The 23,054-nt window shown below is 63.0% G+C and carries 29 protein-coding genes and 1 tRNA gene; 12 read left to right on the forward strand and 18 right to left on the reverse strand.

The genetic code is table 11. The annotated features are described in order from the left end of the window. Window positions 1-5: 5 nt before the first annotated feature. Window positions 6-299 (forward strand): Dabb family protein, encoded by a 294-nt coding sequence (locus ACGYLI_RS07275; RefSeq protein ID WP_271688393.1) that lies wholly within the window; start codon window positions 6-8, stop codon window positions 297-299. Window positions 300-307: 8 nt separating this feature from the next. Next, the gene (locus ACGYLI_RS07280; RefSeq protein WP_394418438.1) at window positions 308-1,429 is read left to right on the forward strand and encodes an aminodeoxychorismate synthase component I; all 1,122 of its coding nucleotides are present in this window, start codon (window positions 308-310) and stop codon (window positions 1,427-1,429) included. Here ACGYLI_RS07280 and ACGYLI_RS07285 read toward each other — a convergent pair. Then, window positions 1,426-2,112 carry a M48 family metallopeptidase gene (locus ACGYLI_RS07285; protein ID WP_394418440.1) on the reverse strand — a complete coding sequence of 229 codons (687 nt, stop codon included), beginning with the start codon at window positions 2,110-2,112 and terminating at the stop codon, window positions 1,426-1,428. The two genes, ACGYLI_RS07280 and ACGYLI_RS07285, sit on opposite strands and share 4 nt — an antisense overlap. A 111-nt stretch (window positions 2,113-2,223) precedes the next feature. On the opposite strand from ACGYLI_RS07285, the gene ACGYLI_RS07290 reads away from it, so the two are divergent. Both ACGYLI_RS07290 and ACGYLI_RS07295 read left to right on the forward strand, forming a co-directional pair. Beyond that, window positions 2,224-2,553, forward strand: a complete 330-nt coding sequence (locus tag ACGYLI_RS07290) for a TIGR02300 family protein (protein WP_168613575.1) — start codon at window positions 2,224-2,226, stop codon at window positions 2,551-2,553. A gap of 99 nt (window positions 2,554-2,652) precedes the next feature. Then, window positions 2,653-2,728, forward strand: a tRNA-Ala gene (locus ACGYLI_RS07295). 244 nt (window positions 2,729-2,972) lie between these two features. On the opposite strand, the gene ACGYLI_RS07300 is transcribed toward ACGYLI_RS07295, so the two are convergent. Continuing rightward, window positions 2,973-3,737 (reverse strand): sulfite exporter TauE/SafE family protein, encoded by a 765-nt coding sequence (locus ACGYLI_RS07300; RefSeq protein WP_394418442.1) that lies wholly within the window; start codon window positions 3,735-3,737, stop codon window positions 2,973-2,975. A 142-nt stretch (window positions 3,738-3,879) separates the two neighbouring features. Here ACGYLI_RS07300 and ACGYLI_RS07305 point away from each other — a divergent pair, with 142 nt between their 5' ends. Both ACGYLI_RS07305 and ACGYLI_RS07310 read left to right on the forward strand, forming a co-directional pair. Next, window positions 3,880-5,562: an acyl-CoA dehydrogenase family protein gene (locus ACGYLI_RS07305; protein ID WP_394418444.1), complete on the forward strand. Its 1,683-nt coding sequence runs from the start codon at window positions 3,880-3,882 to the stop codon at window positions 5,560-5,562. Window positions 5,563-5,630: 68 nt separating this feature from the next. After that, the gene (locus ACGYLI_RS07310; RefSeq protein WP_209216607.1) at window positions 5,631-6,023 is read left to right on the forward strand and encodes an META domain-containing protein; all 393 of its coding nucleotides are present in this window, start codon (window positions 5,631-5,633) and stop codon (window positions 6,021-6,023) included. Here ACGYLI_RS07310 and recO read toward each other — a convergent pair. The 12 genes from recO to folK all read right to left on the reverse strand — a co-directional run bounded on the left by recO (window position 6,007) and on the right by folK (window position 15,508). Beyond that, window positions 6,007-6,729: a DNA repair protein RecO gene (recO, locus tag ACGYLI_RS07315; protein ID WP_394418446.1), complete on the reverse strand. Its 723-nt coding sequence runs from the start codon at window positions 6,727-6,729 to the stop codon at window positions 6,007-6,009. The genes ACGYLI_RS07310 and recO overlap by 17 nt on opposite strands. Continuing rightward, window positions 6,729-7,058, reverse strand: a complete 330-nt coding sequence (locus ACGYLI_RS07320; protein WP_394418448.1) for a DUF1491 family protein — start codon at window positions 7,056-7,058, stop codon at window positions 6,729-6,731. The genes recO and ACGYLI_RS07320 overlap by 1 nt, the downstream gene beginning before the upstream one ends. Before the next feature lie 15 nt (window positions 7,059-7,073). Continuing rightward, window positions 7,074-7,982: a GTPase Era gene (era, locus tag ACGYLI_RS07325; protein WP_067264580.1), complete on the reverse strand. Its 909-nt coding sequence runs from the start codon at window positions 7,980-7,982 to the stop codon at window positions 7,074-7,076. Next, a complete protein-coding gene (gene rnc, locus ACGYLI_RS07330) occupies window positions 7,979-8,665 on the reverse strand; it encodes a ribonuclease III (protein ID WP_067264583.1) in 687 nt (228 codons plus the stop codon). Before rnc ends, era begins: the two co-directional genes overlap by 4 nt. Continuing rightward, window positions 8,662-9,498 carry a signal peptidase I gene (gene lepB / locus ACGYLI_RS07335; protein WP_394418451.1) on the reverse strand — a complete coding sequence of 279 codons (837 nt, stop codon included), beginning with the start codon at window positions 9,496-9,498 and terminating at the stop codon, window positions 8,662-8,664. The genes rnc and lepB overlap by 4 nt, the downstream gene beginning before the upstream one ends. Before the next feature lie 122 nt (window positions 9,499-9,620). Beyond that, on the reverse strand, window positions 9,621-10,034 hold the full coding sequence (gene acpS / locus ACGYLI_RS07340; protein WP_394418453.1) for a holo-ACP synthase: 414 nt from the start codon (window positions 10,032-10,034) through the stop codon (window positions 9,621-9,623). 147 nt (window positions 10,035-10,181) lie between these two features. Then, window positions 10,182-10,625 (reverse strand): PA2169 family four-helix-bundle protein, encoded by a 444-nt coding sequence (locus ACGYLI_RS07345; protein ID WP_394418455.1) that lies wholly within the window; start codon window positions 10,623-10,625, stop codon window positions 10,182-10,184. 113 nt (window positions 10,626-10,738) lie between these two features. After that, window positions 10,739-11,491: a pyridoxine 5'-phosphate synthase gene (locus ACGYLI_RS07350; RefSeq protein ID WP_209216617.1), complete on the reverse strand. Its 753-nt coding sequence runs from the start codon at window positions 11,489-11,491 to the stop codon at window positions 10,739-10,741. Window positions 11,492-11,591: 100 nt separating this feature from the next. Further along, on the reverse strand, window positions 11,592-12,248 hold the full coding sequence (locus ACGYLI_RS07355) for a DUF2062 domain-containing protein (RefSeq protein ID WP_067264597.1): 657 nt from the start codon (window positions 12,246-12,248) through the stop codon (window positions 11,592-11,594). 37 nt (window positions 12,249-12,285) lie between these two features. After that, on the reverse strand, window positions 12,286-14,436 hold the full coding sequence (locus tag ACGYLI_RS07360) for a RelA/SpoT family protein (RefSeq protein WP_394418457.1): 2,151 nt from the start codon (window positions 14,434-14,436) through the stop codon (window positions 12,286-12,288). A 36-nt stretch (window positions 14,437-14,472) separates the two neighbouring features. Further along, on the reverse strand, window positions 14,473-14,826 hold the full coding sequence (gene rpoZ / locus ACGYLI_RS07365; protein ID WP_067264606.1) for a DNA-directed RNA polymerase subunit omega: 354 nt from the start codon (window positions 14,824-14,826) through the stop codon (window positions 14,473-14,475). 70 nt (window positions 14,827-14,896) lie between these two features. Next, a complete protein-coding gene (gene folK, locus ACGYLI_RS07370) occupies window positions 14,897-15,508 on the reverse strand; it encodes a 2-amino-4-hydroxy-6-hydroxymethyldihydropteridine diphosphokinase (protein ID WP_394418459.1) in 612 nt (203 codons plus the stop codon). 123 nt (window positions 15,509-15,631) lie between these two features. Between folK and ACGYLI_RS07375 the strand changes: the two genes are divergently transcribed. The 5 genes from ACGYLI_RS07375 (at window position 15,632) to ACGYLI_RS07395 (ending at window position 19,320) form a co-directional block, all read left to right on the forward strand. After that, window positions 15,632-16,180, forward strand: coding sequence for an NYN domain-containing protein (locus ACGYLI_RS07375; protein ID WP_394403362.1), 549 nt, complete (start codon window positions 15,632-15,634; stop codon window positions 16,178-16,180). Between the two features lie 252 nt (window positions 16,181-16,432). Further along, a complete protein-coding gene (locus tag ACGYLI_RS07380; RefSeq protein ID WP_209216623.1) occupies window positions 16,433-17,170 on the forward strand; it encodes a LuxR family transcriptional regulator in 738 nt (245 codons plus the stop codon). 60 nt (window positions 17,171-17,230) lie between these two features. After that, window positions 17,231-18,181, forward strand: a complete 951-nt coding sequence (ispH, locus tag ACGYLI_RS07385) for a 4-hydroxy-3-methylbut-2-enyl diphosphate reductase (protein ID WP_394418461.1) — start codon at window positions 17,231-17,233, stop codon at window positions 18,179-18,181. 54 nt (window positions 18,182-18,235) lie between these two features. Then, complete coding sequence (gene rnhA / locus ACGYLI_RS07390; RefSeq protein WP_271692491.1) at window positions 18,236-18,700, forward strand: ribonuclease HI; 465 nt, start codon at window positions 18,236-18,238, stop codon at window positions 18,698-18,700. Then, the gene (locus ACGYLI_RS07395; RefSeq protein WP_394418464.1) at window positions 18,697-19,320 is read left to right on the forward strand and encodes a trimeric intracellular cation channel family protein; all 624 of its coding nucleotides are present in this window, start codon (window positions 18,697-18,699) and stop codon (window positions 19,318-19,320) included. Before rnhA ends, ACGYLI_RS07395 begins: the two co-directional genes overlap by 4 nt. A 9-nt stretch (window positions 19,321-19,329) precedes the next feature. Here the strand turns inward: ACGYLI_RS07395 and fmt are convergent, their stop codons facing one another. Genes fmt through def (ACGYLI_RS07415) form a run of 4 tightly spaced genes read right to left on the reverse strand, consistent with a single transcriptional unit; the run spans window position 19,330 to window position 21,783 of the window. Next, window positions 19,330-20,238, reverse strand: a complete 909-nt coding sequence (fmt, locus tag ACGYLI_RS07400; RefSeq protein ID WP_394418466.1) for a methionyl-tRNA formyltransferase — start codon at window positions 20,236-20,238, stop codon at window positions 19,330-19,332. A gap of 38 nt (window positions 20,239-20,276) precedes the next feature. Beyond that, window positions 20,277-20,774, reverse strand: coding sequence for a peptide deformylase (gene def, locus ACGYLI_RS07405; protein ID WP_168612657.1), 498 nt, complete (start codon window positions 20,772-20,774; stop codon window positions 20,277-20,279). Beyond that, window positions 20,771-21,268: a peptide deformylase gene (def, locus tag ACGYLI_RS07410; RefSeq protein WP_394418468.1), complete on the reverse strand. Its 498-nt coding sequence runs from the start codon at window positions 21,266-21,268 to the stop codon at window positions 20,771-20,773. Before def (ACGYLI_RS07410) ends, def (ACGYLI_RS07405) begins: the two co-directional genes overlap by 4 nt. Next, complete coding sequence (def, locus tag ACGYLI_RS07415) at window positions 21,265-21,783, reverse strand: peptide deformylase (RefSeq protein ID WP_394418470.1); 519 nt, start codon at window positions 21,781-21,783, stop codon at window positions 21,265-21,267. The genes def (ACGYLI_RS07410) and def (ACGYLI_RS07415) overlap by 4 nt, the downstream gene beginning before the upstream one ends. Before the next feature lie 96 nt (window positions 21,784-21,879). Between def (ACGYLI_RS07415) and ACGYLI_RS07420 the strand changes: the two genes are divergently transcribed. Next, complete coding sequence (locus ACGYLI_RS07420) at window positions 21,880-23,049, forward strand: MalY/PatB family protein (RefSeq protein WP_394418472.1); 1,170 nt, start codon at window positions 21,880-21,882, stop codon at window positions 23,047-23,049. Window positions 23,050-23,054 lie beyond the last annotated feature (5 nt).

Raw genomic sequence — 23,054 nt, forward strand, 5'->3', positions numbered from 1 at the left:
GCGCCGTGACCAAACGAAACTTCATCCGTCATGTGGTCTTTTTCTCGGCCAAGGACCCCAAGGACATTCCGACGATCGTGGCGGGGCTTTGGAAATTGGCCGACATTCCGCATTCGACGACTTTCGAGATCTGCGAAAACACCCGTGTTGATGCGCTGTCGGGGGATGTGGATGTGGTCGTCTATGCCGAATTCCCGGATGCCGAGGCGCTGGCCGCCTATAAGGCGCATCCGCTCTACCAGGAATCCATCGATATCGTGCGGCCACTGCGCGATATGCGCGTGCCTGCGGACTTTTAAGGCGCGCTATGGCTGGCCCGCGCGTTCTTTTCGACACTGGCCCGCTGGGGTACGGCACGGCCTTCACCGCGCCGCGGCAGATCATCAGTGCCGATACCCCGGCTGAGGTGCCTGCGGCCTTTGCAGCACTTGAAGCGGCGCAGGAAAGCGGCGCCTGGTTGGCAGGCTATGCGAGTTATGAGTTGGGCTATCTCGGCTCGCACAAGCTACGTGAGTTGATGCCTGCGGCGCGCGGGCTGCCCCTGCTACGTTTCGGCGTTTTTGATGCGCCCGAGGCCTATGGTTTTGCCGAAGATGCGGATGATGCCAGCCTGTCGGCGCTCACGCCGGATTGGGATTTTGCCCAGTATCAGGCCGCCTTTGCCGAGGTGCAGGACTTCATCAGCGCGGGGGACATCTATCAGGCCAATCTGACCTTCGGGATGGAGGGGCGCTATACCGGGACGCCAGCGGCGCTTTATGCCCGGCTGCGCCAGCGGCAAAGCGTGGCACATGGGGCTTTCGTCGATCTTGGCGGCCCTGTGCTGTTGTCGCGCTCGCCGGAGCTGTTTTTTGCGCTCACCGCCGAGGGGCAGCTCACCGCCCGCCCGATGAAGGGCACGGCGCGGCGCGGGCGGGACGCTGAGGAGGACGCGAAGCTGCGCGGAGAGCTTGCGGCCTCGGAAAAGAACATGGCCGAGAACCTGATGATCGTGGACCTTTTGCGCAACGACATCAGCCGGATCGCCGAGGTGGGCAGCGTCGAGGTGCCGAAACTGTTCGAGATCGAGACCTATGAGACCCTGCACCAGATGACCTCGCGCATCACGGCGCAGGTCTTGCCGGGCAAACGGCTGACTGACCTTTTTCACGCGCTCTTTCCCTGCGGCTCGATCACCGGGGCCCCCAAGATTCGCGCGATGCAGATCCTGCGCGCCTTGGAGCCGGCCCCGCGCGATGCCTATTGCGGCGCGGTGGGCTGGATCGCTCCCTCTGGCGCGATGCAATTCAACGTGGCGATCCGCACCGCGACCTGTCACCCGGATGGGCGGTTGCGGCTGAATGTCGGTGGCGGTGTCGTGCATGACAGCACGGCCGAGGATGAATATGCCGAAGCGCTGCTGAAGGCGCGTTTCGCCACGCTGGACTAGAAGCGATAGCGGTGCAGTCCGCCGCCATGGTCGCGCAGCCATTGGCGCGGCGCCTGATAATCACCGTAAATTCGCGCAACCTCGGCCCAGAAGGCGGGGGAGTGGTTCATCTGCGCCAGATGCGCGACCTCATGGGCGGCGACGTAGTCGAGCACCTCGGGCGGGGTCATGATCAACCGCCAAGAGAACATTAGCGCCCCGTCGCTGGAACAAGACCCCCAGCGAGAGCGCGTATCGCGCAGAGTGATGCGGGCATAGGGCTTGCCCAGTAGCGCGGCATAGTCGTCGCAAGCCCCGGCAAGGCGGTCGCGCGCCACTTCGCGCAGGTGGGCGGCCAGACGTTTACCGACCCTCTCCTCAGGGCCGGGCACGAGGATCTCTTCGGGGCCGATCCGCACGCCCCTCCCCTGCCCGCCGCGCACCCGAAGCAGCTTGCCGCCTACCGGGAGTTCGGCCCCCGGGGCCACGATCACATCCTCGCCCCGCGCGGCGAGGTGTTGGCGAATCCAGTCCTGTTTGCTTTCGGCAAAGGCCAGCGCCTCACGTTCCGCCAGCCGTTTTGGCATGGTCAGGGTCACCCGTCCGTCCAATTGCGAGATACGCAGAGAGATGCGCCGCGCACGGGCCGAACGACGCAGGATCAGCGGAATCGGCGGGTTGCCGGGCAATACAGGGTCTTTCATTACCGGAGCAACGTCCCTAGATAGAGGCCAAAGCCTTTGACAGTGCCCCCCTCATATGGCACTTGGCCGGAATCATCTACACGCAACAGCAATATTATAAAGGGGTGTTTCATGCCCAACGAAGAATGGGGAACCAAGCGCCTGTGCCCCACTACGGGCAAGCGCTTCTATGACCTCAACAAGAATCCGATCATCAGCCCCTACACGGGCGAAGAGGTCGAGGTCGACAATTCCAAGTCGCGCATGATCGCGGCGGATGCCGAGGATGCGGTCACAGCCAAAGCCAAGAAGGGCGACAAAGCTGATGAAGAATCCCTGGTGGATGACGATGACGCGGTCGATGTGGATCTGGACGACGACATCCTCGACGATGACGACGATGATGACGATACAGTACCGCTCGACGACCTCGCCGATGTGGCGTCGGACGACGAAGATTAATTAATCGGCGGCGGGGTCAATTTTCCGCTTGATCCCGCCTCCGCCAGCGCCTAGACAGCGCCACAGAACGACCCGGATCACACGATCACGATCCACGATGGGGCCTTAGCTCAGCTGGGAGAGCGCCTGCATGGCATGCAGGAGGTCAGCGGTTCGATCCCGCTAGGCTCCACCATCATCCTCCGACACAACTTACAAAAGACTTCGCCCGCGCGCATCTGCGTGGCCACGGTGAGGGCCATCCCCTGCCCGCGGGTGGGCGATCCGACGGCGCCTTATGCCACTTTATGGCGCAGCCGAGATATGCGTTCGCAAAGTCACTACCAGCCTCACCAAATCGCCTACCCGTCCGGGCGGGCAGGCGATGACCCGGCGCCTGCGGCTTGAGTCCGGGCCGGGGTGGCAACCACTGAAATCGCCTAAAAAATCGCCCGCCGGATCAGGTTCAACCCCGCCACCATCAAGACCACCAAAGTCATCTTGCGAAACAGCACCGGATCGACACGGTCCATCACCTTGCTGCCGAGCCAAACCCCCAGCATCACCGGTAGAATCAACAGCGCCGAGAAGGGCCAAGTCTGCGCGTTCAGAACGCCCGAGCCGATATGCGCGACAAGCAGCGCCACCGCGCCCAGCCCGTAAATCACCCCTTGGATCCGCATCTGATCATGTTTCGCGGTCCCGAGCGCGGTGAGATAGGCCACCGTGGGCGGCCCCCAGATGCCGGAAATCCCCCCGACGGCCCCGGCAAACCCGCCCACCAGTGCCTCGACCTTCGTCGACCGCTGGGCCAGATGAAACTGATGTTTCGACAGTTGCAGCAGCGCAAACAGCACCACCGGCACGCCGATCATCAGCAGCATCACCGTTGCCGGCACCAGCCGCACCATCTGGGCGGAAAGCACCAGCATCACGCCGCCGCAGAGCAGGAACACCCAAAACAGCTTGATCGACCGCATCGCGGCCTGCGGCCCCTGCCGCAGGGCTTGGAAAGCGTTGGCCAGCACCGTGGGCAGAATCAGCCCCGCCAAGGCCAGATCGGGCGCCATGAAGGTCGTGAGACCGGAAATCAGCACCAGCGGCAGGGCAAAGCCCACCACGCCTTTGACGAAGCCACCGCAAAGTCCGATTGCAAGTGCAGCATAAAATTCGAACGGGGTGAGAAAGGGGAAAATACTGTTCATACCGTTACATAGCACCCTCCTCCGGGGCCGCACGTCAAAAATGGCCGCGCAAGATTAGAACAAAATGCCGCAGCGAAACGTATCTTTGTTGTGCTGCGACTGCGAAAGGTCTATGCCTGTCCCAAGCAAGAAAGGACAGCCCATGGCACATGACGGTCAGGACATGACGATGCATCGCGTAATTCTCGACGATCTGATCGGGCAGACCGGGGGGGCCGTGCCCCCGCTCGACCAGTTGCTCGAAACCGCCACCGCCGCGGTCCGCGCGCAGGTGAGCGATAGCGACCGGGTTTCGGCCAAGCTGATCGAGGCCGATCAGACCGCTGCCCACGGGCTTGCTTGGCTCGCCACCTATGTCCAAGCCCTGCGTCAGATGCAGCTTTGGGCCGAGCGGCTACAAAGTGAGGGGCGCTTTGGCGAGGTGGAGCAACTGCTGCACCAGATCGCCTTTGGCGAATACCTCTGCCAGATCCGCGGCGGCATCCAGATGAACCAAGGGGAGATGCTGCGCCTGCAAGATCTGGGGCTGAGCGCCGAGGATGAGGCCGCGCTCGATAATCCTGCGATCACTACCCTGACCCGCGCGGGCAACACCCAAGCCGCGCGCAGCCGTTTGGTCGAACTGATGCAGGAACGCAGCGCCGATGTGACCTTTGGCGTCAGCGGACTGGACGAAGAGCTTGAGATGATCCGCGACCAGTTCCGCCGCTACGCGGTGGAAAAGGTCGAGCCGCACGCCCATGACTGGCACCTCAAGGACGAACTGATCCCGATGGAGGTGATCGAGGAACTGGCCGAGATGGGCGTTTTCGGCCTGACCATCCCCGAAGAATACGGCGGGCTGGGCCTGACCAAAGCCTCGATGTGCGTGGTCAGCGAGGAACTGTCGCGCGGCTATATCGGGGTCGGTTCGCTCGGCACCCGCTCGGAAATTGCCGCCGAACTGATCCTCTGCGGCGGCACCGACGCGCAGAAAGAGAAATGGCTGCCCCGCATCGCCAGCGCCGAAACCCTGCCGACGGCGGTCTTTACCGAGCCCAACACCGGCTCAGACCTTGGCAGTCTGCGCACCCGCGCGGTTAAGGACGGGGATGATTACAAGGTGACCGGCAACAAGACATGGATCACCCATGCCGCGCGCACCCATGTGATGACCCTGCTGGCGCGCACTGATCCCGAAACCAGCGATCACCGTGGGTTGTCGATGTTCCTCGCCGAAAAGACCCCCGGCGATGATGCCAACCCCTTCCCCACCCCCGGCATGACTGGCGGTGAGATCGAGGTGCTGGGCTACCGTGGGATGAAGGAATATGAGCTTGGCTTCGACGGTTTCGAGGTGAAGGGCGAGAACCTCCTCGGCGGCGAAGAGGGGCGCGGCTTTAAACAGTTGATGGAGACCTTCGAGAGCGCCCGCATCCAGACCGCCGCCCGCGCCATCGGCGTGGCGCAATCGGCGCTGGATATCTCGATGCAATACGCCCAAGACCGCAAGCAGTTCGGCAAATCGCTGATCAACTTCCCCCGCGTCTCCGGCAAGCTGGCGATGATGGCGGTGGAACTGATGGTCGCGCGGCAGCTGACCTACTACAGCGCTTTCGAGAAGGACGCGGGACGCCGCTGTGACGTGGAGGCGGGCATGGCGAAACTGCTCGGCGCCCGTGTCGCTTGGGCGGCAGCCGACAACGGCTTGCAGATCCACGGCGGCAACGGCTTCGCACTGGAGTATAAGATCAGCCGAATCCTCTGCGATGCGCGGATTCTTAACATCTTCGAAGGGGCTGCCGAGATTCAGGCGCAGGTTATCGCCCGCCGTCTCTTGGGCTGATCTGCCGGGGTTGCAAGCGCCGCGGATGTCAGAGACATAGGCGGCGCTTGCAACCCAAAGGACAGCCCATGCGCAGCTTTCTGATCCTCGCCGCCCTCAGCGCCCTGCCGCAATGCCAAGGCGATGAAACCGTCCGCGCCTATGGCGCGGGCGACAAGACCTGGCATCTGGTGGAGTTGGACGGCAAGCCCTTCGATGCCCGCGCGACCCTAACCTTCCCAGAGACCGGCAAGATCGCCGGGCAGGCCCCCTGCAACGCCTATAGCGCCGCGATGACGGTGCCCTACCCGTGGTTCGACACCGGCCATATCGCCGTCACCCGCCGCGCCTGCCCCGACCTTGCGGGCGAGACGGCGTTCTTGGATGCGCTGACAGAGGTGACCATTTCGGACGTGCTCGGCGACACGATGATCCTATCGGACGACAGCGGCGAACGTCTGGTTTTCAAAGCCGCCGACTAAAGGCATCGACAAAGCGCGCGCGGGCTTCCGGCAGGGGTTTGCCGCCCAAGTCCCGCGCCAGATGCACGGTCAGGAAATGCCCCGTGGTCCGCAGGCCCTGCGCCACTTCGGCATCGCTGCCTGCGCCGCCGCGCAGCACGGGCGGCAGGGGCAAAAGCCGATCCGCCCAGTCCCCCGCCCCCTTGGCCGAGACCGCGCGCCCGGTCTTGGGCGAGACATAGATCAGCCCTTCGGTCGCGCCGGTCACCGCGCAGGCATCGAGGTCAAGCGCATAGCCCATCTCTTCCAACAGGCGCAGTTCCCACTTGAGGTAGGCCAGCGGCCAGACATCGCCCTGCCCCAGCATATCCAACAGCGCCTCGGTGCGGCGGTAAAGCGCCGGATGCGGCTCGCGTTCGGGCAGACAGAAGGCCAAGAGCGCGGTGACCGCGTTCAGCCCCGCCAGCGCCAGACGGTCCTGCATCGCCACGGCGGCACGGCTGCGCAAAGGCTCGACAGTGAAGGCCCCTATGTGGTCCTCCAACCGCGCGCGCCACGCCAGATCAAGCTGCGCGCCGGGTTGCAGGCTGGGGGCGATCTTGCGGCTGGTGCCGCCACGGACGATGCCCGCGTGGCGGCCTTGGGCGGGGGTGAAGACCTCGATGATGGCGGAGGTCTCGCCATGTCGCCGCGCGCTCAGCAGGATGCCGTGATCGCGCCATTCCATCAGGCCAACCCCGGTTCGTCCAGAAGGTGCCGCCCGGCGCGATCCTCGACCTCGATCACCCAAAGATCAGGGTCGAAGCTGCGTTGGCGGGTGACGGTAGCGTCGACTTCACGCTCGTCGCCCGAGGCAAGCTCGACCCACTTCCGCTCGCCACTCATCAAGTCAAAAGAACGCTGAAACAGCACGGCGCGGCCATCAAGCGTTGCCAGCTTCACCAGCACCGCGCCGCCGGTATCATCGCCATGGGCCACGACGAAAGCCGGAATGTCCTGCAGCCGGAGCCGCGCGAGATAGGCATCGACCCAGAAACGCGCGGTCAGGCGGGGCATGGCTGGCCTTTACGGTCAGTCGTTGCCATCTTTGAAATCCAAGCCCATCTCGGAATAGCGCTCGGCCTCTTCCAGCCAGTTGGCGCGGACTTTCACTTGCAAGAACAGATGCACCTTGCGGCCAAGGAACTCTTCGAGTTCCTCACGCGCCGCCTTGCCCACGGCCTTGATCGTCTCGCCCTTATTGCCTAGCACGATGCCCTTATGGCCGTCGCGCACGACATAGACCAACTGGTCGATCCGGGCCGAGCCGTCCTTGCGCTCTTCCCAATTCTCGGTCTCGACGGTGAGCTGGTAGGGCAGTTCCTGATGCAGGCGCAGGGTCAGCTTCTCGCGCGTGATCTCGGCGGCGATGTTGCGCATCGGCAGGTCGGCGATCTGGTCCTCGGGGTAGAGCCACGGCCCTTCCGGCACCTCGCCCGCCAGCCATTCGCGCAGGGTGTCAGTGCCGTGCCCACGTTCGGCGGAGATCATGAAGGTTTCGGCAAACTCAAACCGCTCGTTCATCTTTTCGGCCAACCCCAGCAGCACCGGCGCCTCGACGCGGTCGATCTTGTTGATCGCCAGCGCCACGCGGCGGCCCTTGGCGATGTTGCCGAGCTCTTCGAGGATGCGTTCCACGCCCTCGGTCACGCCGCGGTGCGCCTCGATCAGCAGCACGATCACATCGGCATCCGCGGCCCCGCCCCAAGCGGCGGCGACCATGGCGCGGTCCAGACGGCGGCGCGGCTGGAAGAGGCCCGGCGTGTCGACGAAGACCAACTGCGCATCGCCCTCCATCGCCACGCCGCGGATGCGGGCGCGGGTGGTCTGGACCTTATGTGTCACGATCGAGACCTTGGCCCCGACCATGCGGTTCAGCAGGGTGGATTTGCCCGCGTTGGGCTCTCCGATCAGGGCGACGAATCCGGCACGGGTGGTCATGTGTTGCTCTCCAATTGCCGCAGCAGCGTGCTGGCGGCGGCCTGTTCGGCGGCGCGTTTCGACGGCGCGGTGGCGGCGGCCTCGGCCCCGTTGTCCAGCCGCGCGGTAATGGTAAAGACGGGCGCGTGATCCGGGCCGCTGCGCCCGGTCTGCACATAGCGTGGCGGGTTCAGCCCGCGGGCCTGCGCCCATTCCTGCAAAGCGGTCTTGGCGTCGCGCGCGTCTTCCTTGACGGTTTTCAGGCGGTCGCCCCAAAGCCGCAGCACGAGGTCTTTGGCGGCGTCAAAACCACCGTCCAGATAGACCGCGGCAATCACCGCCTCGATGGCGTCGCCCAGAAGCGCCTGTTTGCGCCGCCCGCCCGAGATCATCTCGGACCGACCGAGCTTGAGCACCTTGCCCAGATCAATCTCACGCGCCACATCGGCGCAGGTTTCCTTGCGTACCAATGCGTTGAAACGGGGGGCCAACTGGCCTTCGCTAGCACCGGGATCAAGCGCCAGCAGCGCCTCGGCCATGACGAGGCCCAGCACCCGGTCGCCCAGAAACTCCAACCGCTGGTTATCGTCACGATTGGCCGAGGACATGGAGGCGTGCGTCACCGCGCGCACCAGCAGCTCCGGCTTGGCAAAGTGATGACCAATCCGGGTCTCGAAGGCTTTGAGGTCTCCGCTCAGTTTCATCTGACAGCTTCGAAGAAGCGGTCGCCGCGCCATGTCCAGAAGAACAGCATCGAACGCCCGGCAGAGCTGAACATGATGCGATCCGCGCGGCCAATGAGGTTTTCGAAGGGCACAAAACCCACGCCCCCGGCGCGCTGCGCCAACCGGCTGTCGGCAGAGTTGTCGCGGTTGTCGCCCATGAAGAAGTAATGCCCCTCGGGCACGGTATAGACGCCCGTGTTGTCCGACTGCTGATTGGTGATGTTCAGGGTCGGGTAGGACACGCCATTGGGCAGGGTTTCGATCTGGCGGCTTTTCACGCAGGTCGCCCCTTGGCCCACGGGGCCGTTTTCGCAGCGCGGGCGCAGTTGTTGCGGGCCTTGGGGGGCCATGACCTCTTCAAACGTGCCCGCATCTTCGACCTCGACCGGGGTGCCGTTCAGGCTGATGACACCATTTCTAATTTGCACCTTGTCACCCGGCAGGCCAATCAGGCGCTTGATATAGTCGCGGCCCGAGACAGGATGACGGAAGACGACCACATCGCCGCGCTCAGGCTCAGAACCGAAGAGGCGCTCGTTATCGCCATCAAAGACACCGCAGACATCCTTGGCGTCAATCTCGATCCCGACACCGGGCAGCATCAGGCTGGGGCAAGAGGCGTAGGAATAGCCGTAGGCCATCTTGTTCACGAAGAGGAAATCACCGATCAGCAGCGTCTCTTTCATGGAGCCGGAGGGAATCCAGAAGGGCTGGAAGAACAGGGTCCGAAAGACACCGGCGATCAGCAGCGCCCAAAAGATTGTCTTGATGGTTTCGACAAAGGCGTTGCCGGTTTTTTCCTTAGCGGCCATGCGGCGCTCCTGACATATAGGTTTGGGGTTACATGCGGGGCCGTGCGGGCCAAGTCAAGTGACGCGGGGCCGGATCGGCCTGCCCCGCGTGCATATGACGCGAAACGGCGGGGCGCGCCAGTCTAAGAGGCCGGATCGGCAAGAGGGCGCGCTTCGATCACCACGAAAGCCTGCGCCCAAGGGTGATCGTCGGTCAGGGTCACATGGATGATCGCCTCATGCCCCGGCGGGGTCATCGCGGCGAGACGGTCCGCGGCCCAGCCCGTGACCTCCATCACCGGCTGGCCGGTGCGCAGGTTGCTGACGGCCATGTCGCGCCAAGCGATGCCCATGCGCAGTCCGGTGCCAAGCGCCTTTGAGCACGCCTCTTTCGCGGCCCAGCGTTTGGCATAGGTCCCCGCCACATCGCGACGACGCTCGGCCTTGTGTTGCTCGACTTCCGTGAAAACGCGGTTGCGAAACCGGTCGCCAAAACGGTCCAGCGTGCCTTGGATACGCTCGATATTTGCCAGATCAGTGCCGATGCCGAGGATCATTGAGTGCCATTCTTGCCGCGTGACGGGGCCGGTGGCCCTTTGCCCTCAATAGATCACGCGGCGAAAGCGAGGAAAAGCGGCAATCCGACGCGAAAACGCCGCCCCGCGGGAACGGGACGGCGTTGAATTTACCACAGGGCGCTGCGCTTAGGCTGCGACGTGGCGCGCCTTCTCGGCTTTTGCCTCGTCAATTGCGCGCTGAACGGCGGCGCGCTGCTCGGTCAGGAATTCATAGCCGGGGCGGCCAGCAGTGGCTTTGATCGCATCGTCGTAGTTTTCGACCAATGCGGATTCGCCGTTGATGATCTCGTCATAGAGAGCTTCGTTGTCGCCGGTCACCGCGTCGCGCAGCTTCAGCCAACCGCGGTGAGCCGATGCGGCGGCAGAGCCTTCTTCGGATACATCCACACCGTCGACGCCAAGCTGGCGGTGCAGTTCTGTGTGGAACTTCTCACGTTCCGCGATGCGCTGGTCGAAGAAGCCGACAAATGCCGCTTCATCCGAGACCTGCTTGCGTGATTCACGATAGCCGTCGCGGCTGTCGATCAGGCGGGTGTGCAGTTTCTTCAGCGTGTCGATATGGTCGCTCATTGGTGCCTCCTTAGGTTCGTTAACCAGTCTGGCGGCCCAACGCGGCCAAGGCCGCTTTAGGTCCGAAGGGAGGCACCCTTTGAGAGATTTTCCGCCACCGGCGGGCGGCAGGTTCAGCCCTCGCGGGCCTCATCCATCAGGCGGCGCATCTCGGCAATCGCGGGTTCCAACCCGAGGAAGATCGCCTCTCCAATCAGGAAATGCCCGATGTTAAGCTCACGCACCTCGGGGAAAGCGGCGATCGGGGTGACGGTGTCATAGGTCAGCCCGTGGCCCGCGTGCACCTCAAGCCCGAGAGAGTCGGCGAAACGCGACATCTCGCGCAGCTTGTTGAGTTCGACATCCGCCTCATCCCAACGGCCCTCGGCGAAGGCATCGCAATAGGCACCGGTGTGCAGTTCGATCACCTCTGCGCCGATGCGGTTGGCGGCTTCGATCTGCGCGCGCTCGGCTGCGATGAAGATCGACACCCGGCTGCCTGCCTCGCGCAGGGGCGCGATGAAATGGGCCAATTTGTTCTCTTCCCGGGCGACTTCCAGCCCGCCTTCGGTGGTCCGCTCTTCACGCTTTTCGGGCACAATGCAGACCGCGTGGGGCTTATGGCGCAGGGCGATCTTTTGCATCTCATCCGTCGCGGCCATCTCGAAGTTGAGCGGGACCGACAGCACCTCCATCAAGCCTTCGATATCGGCGTCGGAGATATGCCGCCGGTCTTCGCGCAGATGCGCGGTGATGCCATCGGCCCCGGCCTTTTCCGCGATCTTGGCCGCGCGCAGCGGGTCGGGATAGGCGCCGCCCCGTGCGTTGCGCACCGTCGCCACATGGTCAATGTTCACGCCCAATCTCAGCTTTGGTTGATCCGCCATCTCGATTCCCCTTGCATCACTTGCCCCGACCATAGGTCGGAACTTTCGCCAACCCCATAGGGAGAAGCGATTTTTCCCGAAAATTGATGGCGCGACAGGATCAGTCCGCGTGGCGCTTGGCGTCGGCCTTTTGCGCCGCCTTATGTTTGAGCGCCTCGAACTTGGCTTTGATCATGCCGCGCCGCCGCTTTTGATAGGCGCGCAGCACCGGGACCGAGATGTAATAGGCGATAGAGGCGCAGATCATCCCAGGCAGGATGCCCCCGATCAGATAGGGGTAGAAGACCTGATGGAAGAACACCGTCAGCCCGGTCCAATCCATCTGGGTATCGGTAAAGATCGCGACGAAATTCTCTTTCAGATCGCGCCCGGCGTCGAGAAACTTACCCCCGAAAGAGCGGTGCGCCGTCGGCGCCACAGGCGCGCCGAGGATCCAATGCCCGGTTTGCAGGGCCGCGATGCCGATGGGCACATAGGTCAGCGGGTTGCCAAAGAAAGTCGCCATCAGCGCAGCAAGGATATTGGCCCGCATCACCCGCCCGATCAGCGCGGCCACGATGAAATGCAGGCCGTAGAAGGGCGTAAAGGTGGTAAAGACCCCGGCCCAGATGCCGCGCGCAATGCGCTCGGGGCTGTCGGGCAGCCGCCGCATCCGGTGTTTGACATAGTGGAACGCCCGCGTCCAACCACCGCGCGGCCACAGAAACTCGGCCAGCGCGCGCAGGGTCGGTTTCGGATCGCGGCGTTTGAAAATCAAGTCTCAGGTCCAGTATCGGCGTTTCGTCTGCGCGGGGTCAGGTCGTTTTTTCGACAGTCTTTCCCGTGCTCATATTGCGGTGCCTGCTGACATCGGCGACCTCACTCTCGGCTTCGAGCGTGGACATCAGCGAATGCAGGTGACTCACGTCTCGGAGATCCACATAGACCACCAGCCGGTAAAAGTCAGGCTTGCGCTCCACAAACTCCAGATCCGAAATATTGGCCGAGGCTTCGCCGATCAAAGTGCAGACCCGCCCCAGAACGCCCGCGCCATTGCCGATGGTGATGTCCAGCGCGCAGGTATAGACCGCTGGATGGCTGCCATCATGCCAACGCAGATCGAGCCAGCGTTCGGGCTGGTCCTCATATTCCGAGAGGCGGTCACAGTCGATGGCATGGACAGTCACGCCCTTGCCCCGGAAGGTGATGCCGACGATCCGCTCACCGGGCAGCGGGGTACAGCAGGGCGCGCGGTCAAAGCTCTGCCCCGGCTCCAGCCCCACGACCGCGCGGCGCACGTCGATCTGTTCGCCCTTTTGCGGGGCAAGGTCGGGATAGACGCATTCCACCACTTCGCGGCCCGTGAGCTCCGAACTGCCAAGCCGGGCGAGCACCTCATCAGGACCATTCAGCCGCATGTTCTTGGCCACGGTATGCAGCACCTTATCGGTGGCCTTTTTACCGACCTGCGCAAAGGCCGAACGCGCCAATTCACGGCCCAGTTTGATAAAGCGCTCGCGGTCGACCTCACGCAGGGAGCGCCGGATCGCCGACTTGGCTTTACCCGTGGTGGCAATGTCGAGCCATGTCACCTGCGGCGTCTGGCCCTGCGCGGTGGTGATCTCAATCGACTGGCCGTTTTTGATCCGGGTCCACAGCGGCACGCGCATCCCGTCGACCTTGGCTCCCACACAGGCGTTGCCGATACGGGTGTGGATCGCATAGGCGAAATCAATCGGCGTGGCGCCGCGCGGCAGTTTTACCACATCGCCTTTGGGCGTGAAGCAGAAGACCTGATCGGCGTACATTTCAAGCTTCACCGCTTCGAGGAAATCCTCGTGATCGGTCTCGGCGTCGAACTGCTCGGTCAGCTGGCTGATCCACTTGGCGGGATCGACGGCAAAGGGGTTCCGGCTGCGCACACCGTCGCGGTAGGACCAATGGGCGGCGACGCCGGTCTCGGCCACGTCATGCATCTGGCGGGTGCGGATCTGCACCTCCACCCGTTTGCCATCGCGGCCCGAGACGGTTGTGTGGATCGACCGGTAACCGTTGGTCTTGGGCTGGCTGATGTAATCCTTGAACCGCCCCGGCACCGCGCGCCAGCGCCGGTGGATCGCGCCGAGCGTGCGATAGCAATCCTCCTCGGACGCGGTGATGACGCGAAAGCCGTAGATGTCGGACAGGCGGGAGAAGCTTTGCTCCTTCTCCTCCATCTTGCGCCAGATCGAATAGGGTTTCTTGGCCCGGCCAAAGACCTCGGCTTCGATATCCGCCTTTTCCAACTCTACCCGCATATCGCCGGTGATGCGCTGGATCACATCGCCGGTGTCGCGTTGCAGTGTGATGAACCGGCGAATGATCGAAGCGCGCGCCTCGGGGTTGAGCACCCGAAAGGCGAGGTCTTCAAGCTCTTCGCGCATCCACTGCATGCCCATGCGGCCCGCCAGCGGCGCATAGATGTCCATCGTCTCCCGCGCCTTTTTGATCTGCTTGTCCGGGCGCATGGATTTGATCGTGCGCATGTTGTGCAGACGGTCGGCGAGCTTGACGAGTATGACGCGCAAGTCCTTGGACATCGCCATGAAAAGCTTGCGGAAATTCTCGGCCTGTTTGGTCTCGGTCGAGTTCAGCTGAAGGTTGGTCAGCTTAGTGACACCATCGACCAATTCTGCCACTTCGCCGCCAAAGAGGCTTTGCACCTCGGCATAAGACGCTTTGGTGTCTTCGATCGTGTCGTGCAGAAGGGCGGTGATGATCGTCGCATCGTCCAGCTGCTGTTCCGTGAGGATCGCAGCGACAGCGACGGGATGGGTGAAATAGGGCTCACCGGAATGGCGAAACTGCCCCTCATGCATCCGCGCCCCATAGTCGAAAGCGGCGCGGATCAGGGGTTCGTTGGTACGCGGATTGTAGCCTTGAACGAGAGCGATCAGGTCGTCGGCAGTGATGTCGGCGCTGTTCATGCCATCTGCCTCATAGCCCCGGCCGGGGCGCGGGGGTCAGCCCTGCCCCTGTGCGGCCATCAACTGGCGCAGCAACATTTCTTCGGACATGCTGTCTTCTTCGGGCTTGTCCTCTTCGGCACCCATCAAAAGCGCCATGGCGTCTTCTTCGGGCTCGTCGACTTCGATCTGGCTCTGGTTGCTTTCGATCAGACGCTCGCGCAGATCATCGGCCGACTGTGTTTCTTCGGCGATTTCGCGCAAGGACACGACGGGGTTCTTGTCGTTGTCACGGTCAACGGTCAGCTGCGATCCGGCAGAGATCTCGCGGGCACGATGTGCGGCCAGCATGACGAGTTCGAAACGGTTCGGAACCTTATCCACACAATCTTCGACGGTGACGCGGGCCATGAAGCCTCCAATATCTCATTTGCTGCCAGAAGTGCCGTATTTAAGCCGCCTCGGGCAGATTTACAAGCCGTTATTGCAGCCGCCGCACCTCGGCACGATCCCGCTCAGGCAGAGCCTCAAGCAGGGCGCGCACGGGCTTTCCAAGCAGCGGATGCACCCAATCTGGGGCCACATCGGCCAGCGGCACCAAGACAAAAGCCCGATCCTGTAGCCGGGGATGCGGCAGAATCAATTGATCCGGCGTGCGGCCAATCTGTGCTTCCAAAGGCAACTCGCGCCATATCTTGTGGGTCTGACGGTCTGGCAACACGATATCATCACAGGCCAAAAGATCCAAATCCAAGGTCCGCTGCCCCCAGCGTTGCACCCGCTCGCGGCCCATCTGCGCCTCGATCCGGTGCAAGACGCCAAGAGCGGTCTGCGGATCCCATGGCGCTTCGAGCCAGGCGGCGGCATTCACATAGTCCGGCCCCGCCCCTGCGGGAAAGGCCGGAGTGTGATAGAATGCACTTGTGGCGCGAATCACCGCGCCGGACGTCTGCAATAGCTTTAAAGCCGATTTTAGCGTTTCCTGAGGTTTACCCACAGAAGATGCAAGGTTACCGCCGAGTGCAACCAGAAGACTATACTTTCGTATAGGGTCTCTACTGCTTAATTCCATACCCTCGGGGTCTTGCGACATCGTTAAAAAGCCTTAGTTATGCACCCTGATGTGGGGGCATCGCCAGAGGTCACGGATTTATTAATCCGCGGCGATTACAGTTCAAACCGGGAATACGGCGAAGCCTGCCGAAAGGATAGTTTAATGTTCTACAAAGATGAGCGGTTGGCGCTTTTTATAGATGGCTCCAACCTCTACGCCGCGGCAAAGACGCTGGGCTTCGACATCGACTACAAGCTGCTGCGGCAAGAGTTCATGCGCCGCGGCAAGCTGCTGCGCGCCTTCTACTATACCGCGCTTTTGGAAAACGATGAATATTCGCCGATCCGCCCGCTCGTCGACTGGTTGAACTACAACGGCTTCTCCATGGTCACCAAACCGGCCAAGGAATACACCGACAGCATGGGCCGCCGCAAAGTCAAAGGCGACATGGACATCGAGCTGGCCGTCGATGCGATGGAACTGGCCCCGCGTGTCGATCATATCGTGATCTTCTCTGGCGATGGTGATTTCCGCCCGCTGGTGGAAAGCCTGCAACGCCAAGGCGTGCGCGTCTCCGTCGTCTCCACGATCCGCAGCCAGCCGCCGATGATCTCGGATGACCTGCGCCGCCAAGCCGACAACTTTATCGAGCTTGACGATCTGCGTGATGTGATCGGCCGCCCGCCGCGCGACCCCGCACCGCACGAATAAAAGACGCATCTCCGTTTCGCGCAGAACCATGCCGCCCCCGTGCGGCAGCGGCCTTACTGCGCGTGGCGTCTGGATGATGGGCAAACGAATACCAGGCCAGCGACTGTGGCGTCACTGGCCTGTGAAATTTCTAAAATACCCCAGGGAAGATACAATACAGCACATGAACCCATGCGTTCCCCTTGATCCCACACTACCTGCTCCCGTAGAAGTAGACGACCCCCCGAAAAAGGGGGGTAAAAGTGAGGGAAGATGCTGTTCGATGCCGCTGTACGTTTGGAAAAGCTGCAAGATGTTAGCGCGCTTTGGGATGGGATCGTAAAGACATTTCGAAAGACCGGTTTTACCCACGCCATCCACATCAGCGTGGGTGCGGATTTCAAAGACGCTCAGTTTCTGTCGACCATCCCCGACCTTTACGATGACCTCCCGCCCGAGGATGATCCATTCCTGCACCACTCGTGCAACAGTTATGATGTGCTGACGATCGGCCAAGCCTTCGTCCACCTCTACCCCGATGTCACCCCGTCTGAGCATTCGCTGATCGCCCGCGCGGGGCGCGAAGGTCTGCATGCTGCCTTTGCCGTGCCGATGCGGCTGAAGGGCTCCGAACGTTTTGGCGGTTTCATCGTCGGCAACGGGATGGAGGCCGAAGAGTTCGAGCGCGCCTTCAGCGACATCGCCGAGGATCTGCGCCTCTTCTGCCTGCTGATGCACCGCCGGATCGAAGACCTGACCGGCACCGCGCCGCTGCCCCTGCCCGAAAACCCTTCGGCCTTCGACAAACTCAGCCCGCGCGAAGCCGAAGTGGTGAACCTGCTGGCCCATGGCTACACCCGCCAGCAGACCGCGCACCGCTGCAACCTCTCTATCCACACCGTGTCGGACTATGCGAAATCCGGCTACCGCAAGCTCGGCATCCGCAACCGGGCACAAGCCGCCGCGCTGGTGCACGCCACGGCGGGCGAGCCTGCGCCCAAGTCGGACTGACGGGCTAGACGAAGCGGGCCCAAGCCCTTACCTCTGCGCCAACCGTCCGGAGATTTCGCCATGACCAAACCGCCTCTTACCCTCTACCTCGCCGCGCCGCGCGGATTCTGTGCGGGCGTGGACCGGGCGATCAAGATCGTCGAAATGGCGATCGAGAAATGGGGCGCGCCGGTCTATGTGCGCCATGAGATCGTGCACAACAAATTCGTCGTCGATGGGCTGCGCGACAAGGGCGCGGTCTTTGTCGAAGAACTCAGCGAATGCCCCGACGACCGCCCGGTGATCTTCTCGGCCCATGGCGTGCCGAAATCCGTGCCTTCGGCGGCGCAAGCGCGCAACATGATCTATGTCGACGCGACCTGCCCGCTGGTCTCCAAAGTGCATATCGAGGCGCAGCGCCATGCGGATGCCGGCCTTCAGATCATCATGATCGGCCACGCGGGCCACCCCGAGACGATCGGCACCATGGGCCAACTGCCCGAGGGCGATGTGCTGCTCGTCGAAACGCCTGAGAATGTGGCCACAGTCGCCGTGCGCGATGACGCGCATTTGGCCTATGTCACCCAGACCACGCTTAGCGTCGATGATACCGCCGATATCGTGGCCGCCCTACAGGCGCGCTTCCCCGCCATTATCGGCCCGCATAAAGAAGACATCTGCTACGCCACCACCAACCGGCAGGAAGCGGTCAAAGCCATGGCGCCGAAATGCGACGCGATGCTGGTGGTGGGCGCGCCGAATTCCTCGAACTCCAAACGGCTGGTCGAAGTCGGCGCCCGCGCGGGCTGCGCCTATGCGCAACTGGTGCAACGTGCGGACGACATCGATTGGCGCGCGCTGGAGGGCATCGGCAGCATCGGCATCACGGCGGGCGCATCGGCCCCCGAAGTGCTCATCAATGAGGTGATCGACGCCTTCAAAGCGCGCTATGACGTGACCACCGATCTGGTCGAGACCGCGCAGGAGAACGTGGAATTCAAGGTGCCGCGCGTTCTGCGCCAACCCGCCTGATTGACCGCCGCGCGCCAGCCGCCTAAACCGCGCTGGAAACTATCGGAGATATCCATGCCCGACCTCTACGCCTATACTGACGGTGCCTGTTCGGGCAATCCCGGCCCCGGCGGCTGGGGCGTGCTGATGCGCGCGATGGACGGCGATAAGATCGTCAAGGAACGCGAGTTGAAGGGCGGCGAGGCGCAGACCACGAACAACCGCATGGAGTTGATGGCCGCGATCTCGGCCCTGGAATCGCTCAGCCGCCCGACCGAGATCACGCTGGTGACCGATAGCAACTACGTCAAAAACGGCATCACCGGCTGGATCTTCGGCTGGAAAAAGAACGGTTGGAAGAACGCGGCCAAGAAGCCGGTCAAGAATGCCGAGCTTTGGCAACGGCTGGACGCCGCGAATGCGCGGCACAATGTGACGTGGAAATGGGTCAAGGGCCACGCCGGCCACCCCGAGAACGAGCGCGCCGATGAACTGGCCCGCGCGGGCATGGCCCCCTTCAAACCGGGCGGCAAGAAGTGAGCCTGCTGGCCCTGCTGGACTATGCCGCCGTGCTGGTCTTTGCCATCACCGGCGCGCTTGTTGCCAGCCGGGCGCAGCTTGATATCGTGGGCTTTGCCTTTATCGCCTGCCTGACCGCCGTTGGCGGCGGCACGATCCGTGACCTCCTGCTCGACCGCAACCCGATTTTCTGGATCGAGACCCCCAGCATGTTGGGCGTGGCCATCGTCGCGGCGCTGGTGGTGTTTTTCACCGCTCACCTGCTCGAAAGTCGCTTTCGCACGCTGATCTGGCTCGACAGTCTGGCCCTTGCCGTTGCCGTGGCGGCGGGGGTTGGTGTCGCCATGGCGCAAGAGCAATCCGCCCCGATCATCATCGTCATGGGCATGATCACCGGCTGTATGGGCGGGCTGATGCGCGATGTGGTGGTGGGGCAATTGCCGTTGGTGCTGACCCAAGGCGAGCTTTACGCCACCGCGGCGCTCTCCGGTGCCGCCGTCGCCGTGCTGCTGGCGCCCTATTTCGATGGCACGCTCTACCCGCTGCTGGCCTGCGCCGCGACGACTTGGGTGCTGCGCGCAGGGTCGCTTTATTTCGGCTGGCACCTGCCGGTTTACAAAAGCACCCCGCCCAAAAGCTGAACCCCGGCCTCAGCTAAGACGCGCGCCCACTGCGATCTGCGCACCGCGTTGAAACACATCCGCCTCCTGCACGCCCTTGCCCGCGCGCTGTAGCCGCGTCAGCCGCACCGCCCCCTCGCCACAGGCAATGCGCAGCGCGTCCGACAGCACCTCACCCGGCGCGCCGGTGCCCTCGTCCAGCACCGAGCCGAGGACTTTCACCCGCTGGCCGTCAATCTCGAACCACGCGCCTGGAAAGGGCGAAAGCCCGCGGATCAGCCGGTCCACCTCAACCGCGGGGCGGGTCCAGTCGATGCGCGCTTCGGCCTTGTCGATCTTGGCGGCATAGGTGACACCCTCTTCGGGCTGGGTCTGCGGTGTCAGATCGGCCAGTTGCGACAGCGCCTTGTTGATCGCCACCGCGCCCATGGTGCTCAACCGGTCATGCAATTGTGCCGTCGTCTCATCGCTGCCGATCTTGGTCTCTTCGCACAGCAGCACCGGACCGGTATCAAGCCCCGCTTCCATCTGCATGATGCACACGCCGGTCTTTTCGTCGCCCGCCATGATCGCACGGTGAATGGGCGCCGCGCCGCGCCAGCGCGGCAGCAGGCTGGCGTGGATGTTCAAACAGCCATGTTTCGGCGCGTCGAGAATGGGCTGCGGCAGGATCAGACCGTAGGCCACGACCACCGCCGCATCGGCCTCAAGCGCGGCGAACTCTTCCTGCGGCTCGGGATGTTTGAGCGATACCGGATGGCGCACCAGCAGTCCAAGCGCTTCGGCGCGTTGCTGCACCGGGCTGGGGCGGGGCTTCTTGCCGCGCCCGGCGGGGCGGGGCGGTTGGCAATAGACCGCACAGATCTCATGCCCACCCTGCACCAGCGCATCGAGGATCGGCACCGAGAAATCGGGCGTGCCCATGAAGATCAGTCGCATCTGTTCACTCCTGCCGGACAGCGCCTTGGAGAGCGCCGTCAGCCGTTCTGTTTGCGTGCCTTGCGCAACAGCATGTCGCGCTTGGTTTTGCTGAGGTTGTCGAAATACATCTTGCCCGCCAAATGGTCGATCTGGTGCTGCACGCTCACCGCTTCCAGCCCGACGAAATCACGCTCCACCTCGGCCCCCGTCTCATCCAGAAAGCGTACCTTCACCCCACGCGGGCGGCGGATCACGGCGCTGAAACCGGGCAGATTGGGGCTGGCCTCCTCGTAAGGATGCAACACGGCAGAGGCATCGACGATCACCGGGTTCGCCAGCCGGATGCGCTTGTTGCGCGCTTCCGAGGCATCGACCACCGCCACCTGCAACATCACACCGATCTGCGGCGCGGCAAGGCCGACGCCGGGCATGGCGTCCATCGTCTCGATCATGTCGTCCCAGAGGGTGCGGATTTCATCCGTCACCGCATCGATGGGTTCGGCGGGGCTGCGCAGGCGTTTGTCGGGCCATGGAACATAGCGGCGTAGGGTCATTGTGCGTTGAACTCCGCAATCTTGGCGGCGCGGGTCTCCGCGTCGAGGTGATCGAAGGTCACCACGCCATCAAGGTGATCCAGCTCATGCTGCGCGATCAGCGCCGCGGCGCCCTCAAGGCTTTGGACATAGCGCCCCCCGTTCAGCCCGGTCCAGACCATCTGCACCTGCGACGGGCGCGAGATGTCGGTGCTGATGCCGGGAATGCTAAGACAGCCCTCGGTATTGGTCACGCGCTCTTCGCCGATCTCTTGAAACATCGGGTTGATGCAGACCAGCGGATCGGACTTATCCTCTTTCCAGCCCGCATCCATCACGAAGATCCGCAGCATCGCGCCCACCTGTGGCCCGGCAAGGCCACGCCCCGGTGCGGCATACATCGTTTCCAGCATATCGGCGGCAAGGCGTTCAATCTCCGGCGTGATCTCTTCGACCGGGGCGCAGATCTCGGCCAGTCGCGGGTCGGGCCAGCGGAGAACCTCCAGCACGCTCATCCGCGCGCCAGCTCGCGCTTGAGCTTGACCATCTTGCGGGTGATCATCTGACGCTTCAGCGGCTTGAGGTAGTCGATGAAAAGCTTGCCGTCGAGGTGGTCGATCTCATGCTGCACGCAGGTCGCCCAAAGCCCGTCAAAGGCCTCCTGCTGCTCTTTCCCATCGCGGTCGAGCCAGCGCACCTCAACCTCCGCCGGGCGGGTCACCTCGGCATATTGGTCGGGGATGCTGAGACAGCCTTCTTCATAGGTGTTGACCGCGTCCGAAGAGGCCACGATTTCGGGGTTGAACATCAGCAAGGGCCGGGGCGCTTCGCCCTCTTCCTTGACGCAATCCAGCACAATCACCCGGCTCAACACGCCGATTTGCGGCGCGGCAAGGCCGATGCCCGGCGCATCATACATGGTGGTCAACATATCATCGCCCAGCACGCGCAGCTCGTCGCTGAGATCGGCGACGGGGGCTGCGGCTTTCTTGAGCCGTGGATCGGGGTGCAAAAGGATCGGGCGTTTCATCCCGCTCATTTAGGCCATGCCCGTGCATCGCGCAACCGGGGGCTTGCAGCGCCTGCGGCAGCCGTTAGCTTGGCCGCAATATCAGGAGAGACCAGCATGAGCTTTGACGACATCATCGACCGGCGCGGCACCCATTGTGCGAAATGGGACAAGATGGAAGCGATCTATGGCGTGCCTGCGGATAGTGGCATCGCCATGTGGGTGGCAGACATGGATTTCCGCCCCCCGCAAGTGGTGCAGGACGCGCTTCAGGCCCAGATTGATCACGGGGTGCACGGGTATTTCGGCGATGACAGCAAATACCTTGCCGCGATCCAATGGTGGATGGAAAACCGCCACGGCTGGAAGGTCGATCCGCAGGCGATCTTCACCACGCATGGCTTGGTGAACGGCACCGCCATGTGCGTCGACGCTTTCACCCAGCCCGGCGATGGGGTGGTGCTGTTCACCCCGGTCTATCACGCCTTTGCCCGCGTGATTAACGCCGCCGAGCGTCGGGTGGTGGAATGCCCGCTGACCAATGCCTCGGGCCGTTACGAGATGGATTTTGACGCCTATGACGCCCTGATGACCGGGGATGAGAAGATGGTGATCCTCTGCTCGCCGCATAACCCCGGCGGGCGGGTCTGGAGCCGTGAGGAACTGCAAGGCGTGGCCGACTTCGCCAAGCGGCACGATCTGGTGCTGGTCTCGGATGAGATCCACCACGATCTGGTGATGCCGGGGCACAAGCATATCCCCATGGCCCAGATCGACGGGATCGAAGACCGACTGGTGATGATGACCGCCACGACCAAGACCTTCAACATCGCGGGCGGCCATACCGGAAACGTCATCATCCACGATCCTAAGCTGCGCGAGCGCTTTGCCCGGCGCATGGCGGCCTTGGGCGTTTCGGCCAACTCCTTCGGGCTGATCATGGCGACCGCCGCCTATTCGCCCGAAGGGGCCGCTTGGGTGGATGAGTTGACCGCCTATCTCGACGGCAACCGGCAGCTCTTCGACGAGGCGGTGAACGCGATCCCGGGGCTAAACTCAATGCCGCTGGAATCGACCTATCTGGCTTGGGTGGACTTTTCGGGCACCGGCATGGAGCCCGCGGAGTTTCAGGACCGTGTCGAGAAGAGCGCCGCCATCGCCGCCAACCACGGCGCCACCTTTGGCACCGGCGGCGAAAGCTTCATGCGCTTCAACCTCGCCACCCCGCGCGCACGGGTCGAGGAAGCCTGCGACCGGCTCGCCAAAGCCTTCAGTGATTTGCAGTAACGAAA

The sequence above is a fragment of the Sulfitobacter sp. 1A13421 genome, from assembly GCF_043557285.1.
GTDB lineage: Bacteria > Pseudomonadota > Alphaproteobacteria > Rhodobacterales > Rhodobacteraceae > Sulfitobacter > Sulfitobacter faviae.

Bases quoted from the DNA above. Each gene is read 5' to 3' on its own strand.
- ACGYLI_RS07280 (WP_394418438.1), top strand. From the start codon at position 308: ATGGCTGGCCCGCGCGTTCTTTTCGACACTGGCCCGCTGGGGTACGGC.
- ACGYLI_RS07285 (WP_394418440.1), bottom strand. From the start codon at position 2,112: ATGAAAGACCCTGTATTGCCCGGCAACCCGCCGATTCCGCTGATCCTG.
- ACGYLI_RS07290 (WP_168613575.1), top strand. From the start codon at position 2,224: ATGCCCAACGAAGAATGGGGAACCAAGCGCCTGTGCCCCACTACGGGC.
- ACGYLI_RS07300 (WP_394418442.1), bottom strand. From the start codon at position 3,737: ATGAACAGTATTTTCCCCTTTCTCACCCCGTTCGAATTTTATGCTGCA.
- ACGYLI_RS07305 (WP_394418444.1), top strand. From the start codon at position 3,880: ATGGCACATGACGGTCAGGACATGACGATGCATCGCGTAATTCTCGAC.
- ACGYLI_RS07310 (WP_209216607.1), top strand. From the start codon at position 5,631: ATGCGCAGCTTTCTGATCCTCGCCGCCCTCAGCGCCCTGCCGCAATGC.
- recO (WP_394418446.1), bottom strand. From the start codon at position 6,729: ATGGAATGGCGCGATCACGGCATCCTGCTGAGCGCGCGGCGACATGGC.
- ACGYLI_RS07320 (WP_394418448.1), bottom strand. From the start codon at position 7,058: ATGCCCCGCCTGACCGCGCGTTTCTGGGTCGATGCCTATCTCGCGCGG.
- era (WP_067264580.1), bottom strand. From the start codon at position 7,982: ATGACCACCCGTGCCGGATTCGTCGCCCTGATCGGAGAGCCCAACGCG.
- rnc (WP_067264583.1), bottom strand. From the start codon at position 8,665: ATGAAACTGAGCGGAGACCTCAAAGCCTTCGAGACCCGGATTGGTCAT.
- lepB (WP_394418451.1), bottom strand. From the start codon at position 9,498: ATGGCCGCTAAGGAAAAAACCGGCAACGCCTTTGTCGAAACCATCAAG.
- acpS (WP_394418453.1), bottom strand. From the start codon at position 10,034: ATGATCCTCGGCATCGGCACTGATCTGGCAAATATCGAGCGTATCCAA.
- ACGYLI_RS07345 (WP_394418455.1), bottom strand. From the start codon at position 10,625: ATGAGCGACCATATCGACACGCTGAAGAAACTGCACACCCGCCTGATC.
- ACGYLI_RS07350 (WP_209216617.1), bottom strand. From the start codon at position 11,491: ATGGCGGATCAACCAAAGCTGAGATTGGGCGTGAACATTGACCATGTG.
- ACGYLI_RS07360 (WP_394418457.1), bottom strand. From the start codon at position 14,436: ATGAACAGCGCCGACATCACTGCCGACGACCTGATCGCTCTCGTTCAA.
- rpoZ (WP_067264606.1), bottom strand. From the start codon at position 14,826: ATGGCCCGCGTCACCGTCGAAGATTGTGTGGATAAGGTTCCGAACCGT.
- folK (WP_394418459.1), bottom strand. From the start codon at position 15,508: ATGTCGCAAGACCCCGAGGGTATGGAATTAAGCAGTAGAGACCCTATA.
- ACGYLI_RS07375 (WP_394403362.1), top strand. From the start codon at position 15,632: ATGTTCTACAAAGATGAGCGGTTGGCGCTTTTTATAGATGGCTCCAAC.
- ACGYLI_RS07380 (WP_209216623.1), top strand. From the start codon at position 16,433: ATGCTGTTCGATGCCGCTGTACGTTTGGAAAAGCTGCAAGATGTTAGC.
- ispH (WP_394418461.1), top strand. From the start codon at position 17,231: ATGACCAAACCGCCTCTTACCCTCTACCTCGCCGCGCCGCGCGGATTC.
- rnhA (WP_271692491.1), top strand. From the start codon at position 18,236: ATGCCCGACCTCTACGCCTATACTGACGGTGCCTGTTCGGGCAATCCC.
- fmt (WP_394418466.1), bottom strand. From the start codon at position 20,238: ATGCGACTGATCTTCATGGGCACGCCCGATTTCTCGGTGCCGATCCTC.
- def (WP_168612657.1), bottom strand. From the start codon at position 20,774: ATGACCCTACGCCGCTATGTTCCATGGCCCGACAAACGCCTGCGCAGC.
- def (WP_394418468.1), bottom strand. From the start codon at position 21,268: ATGAGCGTGCTGGAGGTTCTCCGCTGGCCCGACCCGCGACTGGCCGAG.
- def (WP_394418470.1), bottom strand. From the start codon at position 21,783: ATGAAACGCCCGATCCTTTTGCACCCCGATCCACGGCTCAAGAAAGCC.
- ACGYLI_RS07420 (WP_394418472.1), top strand. From the start codon at position 21,880: ATGAGCTTTGACGACATCATCGACCGGCGCGGCACCCATTGTGCGAAA.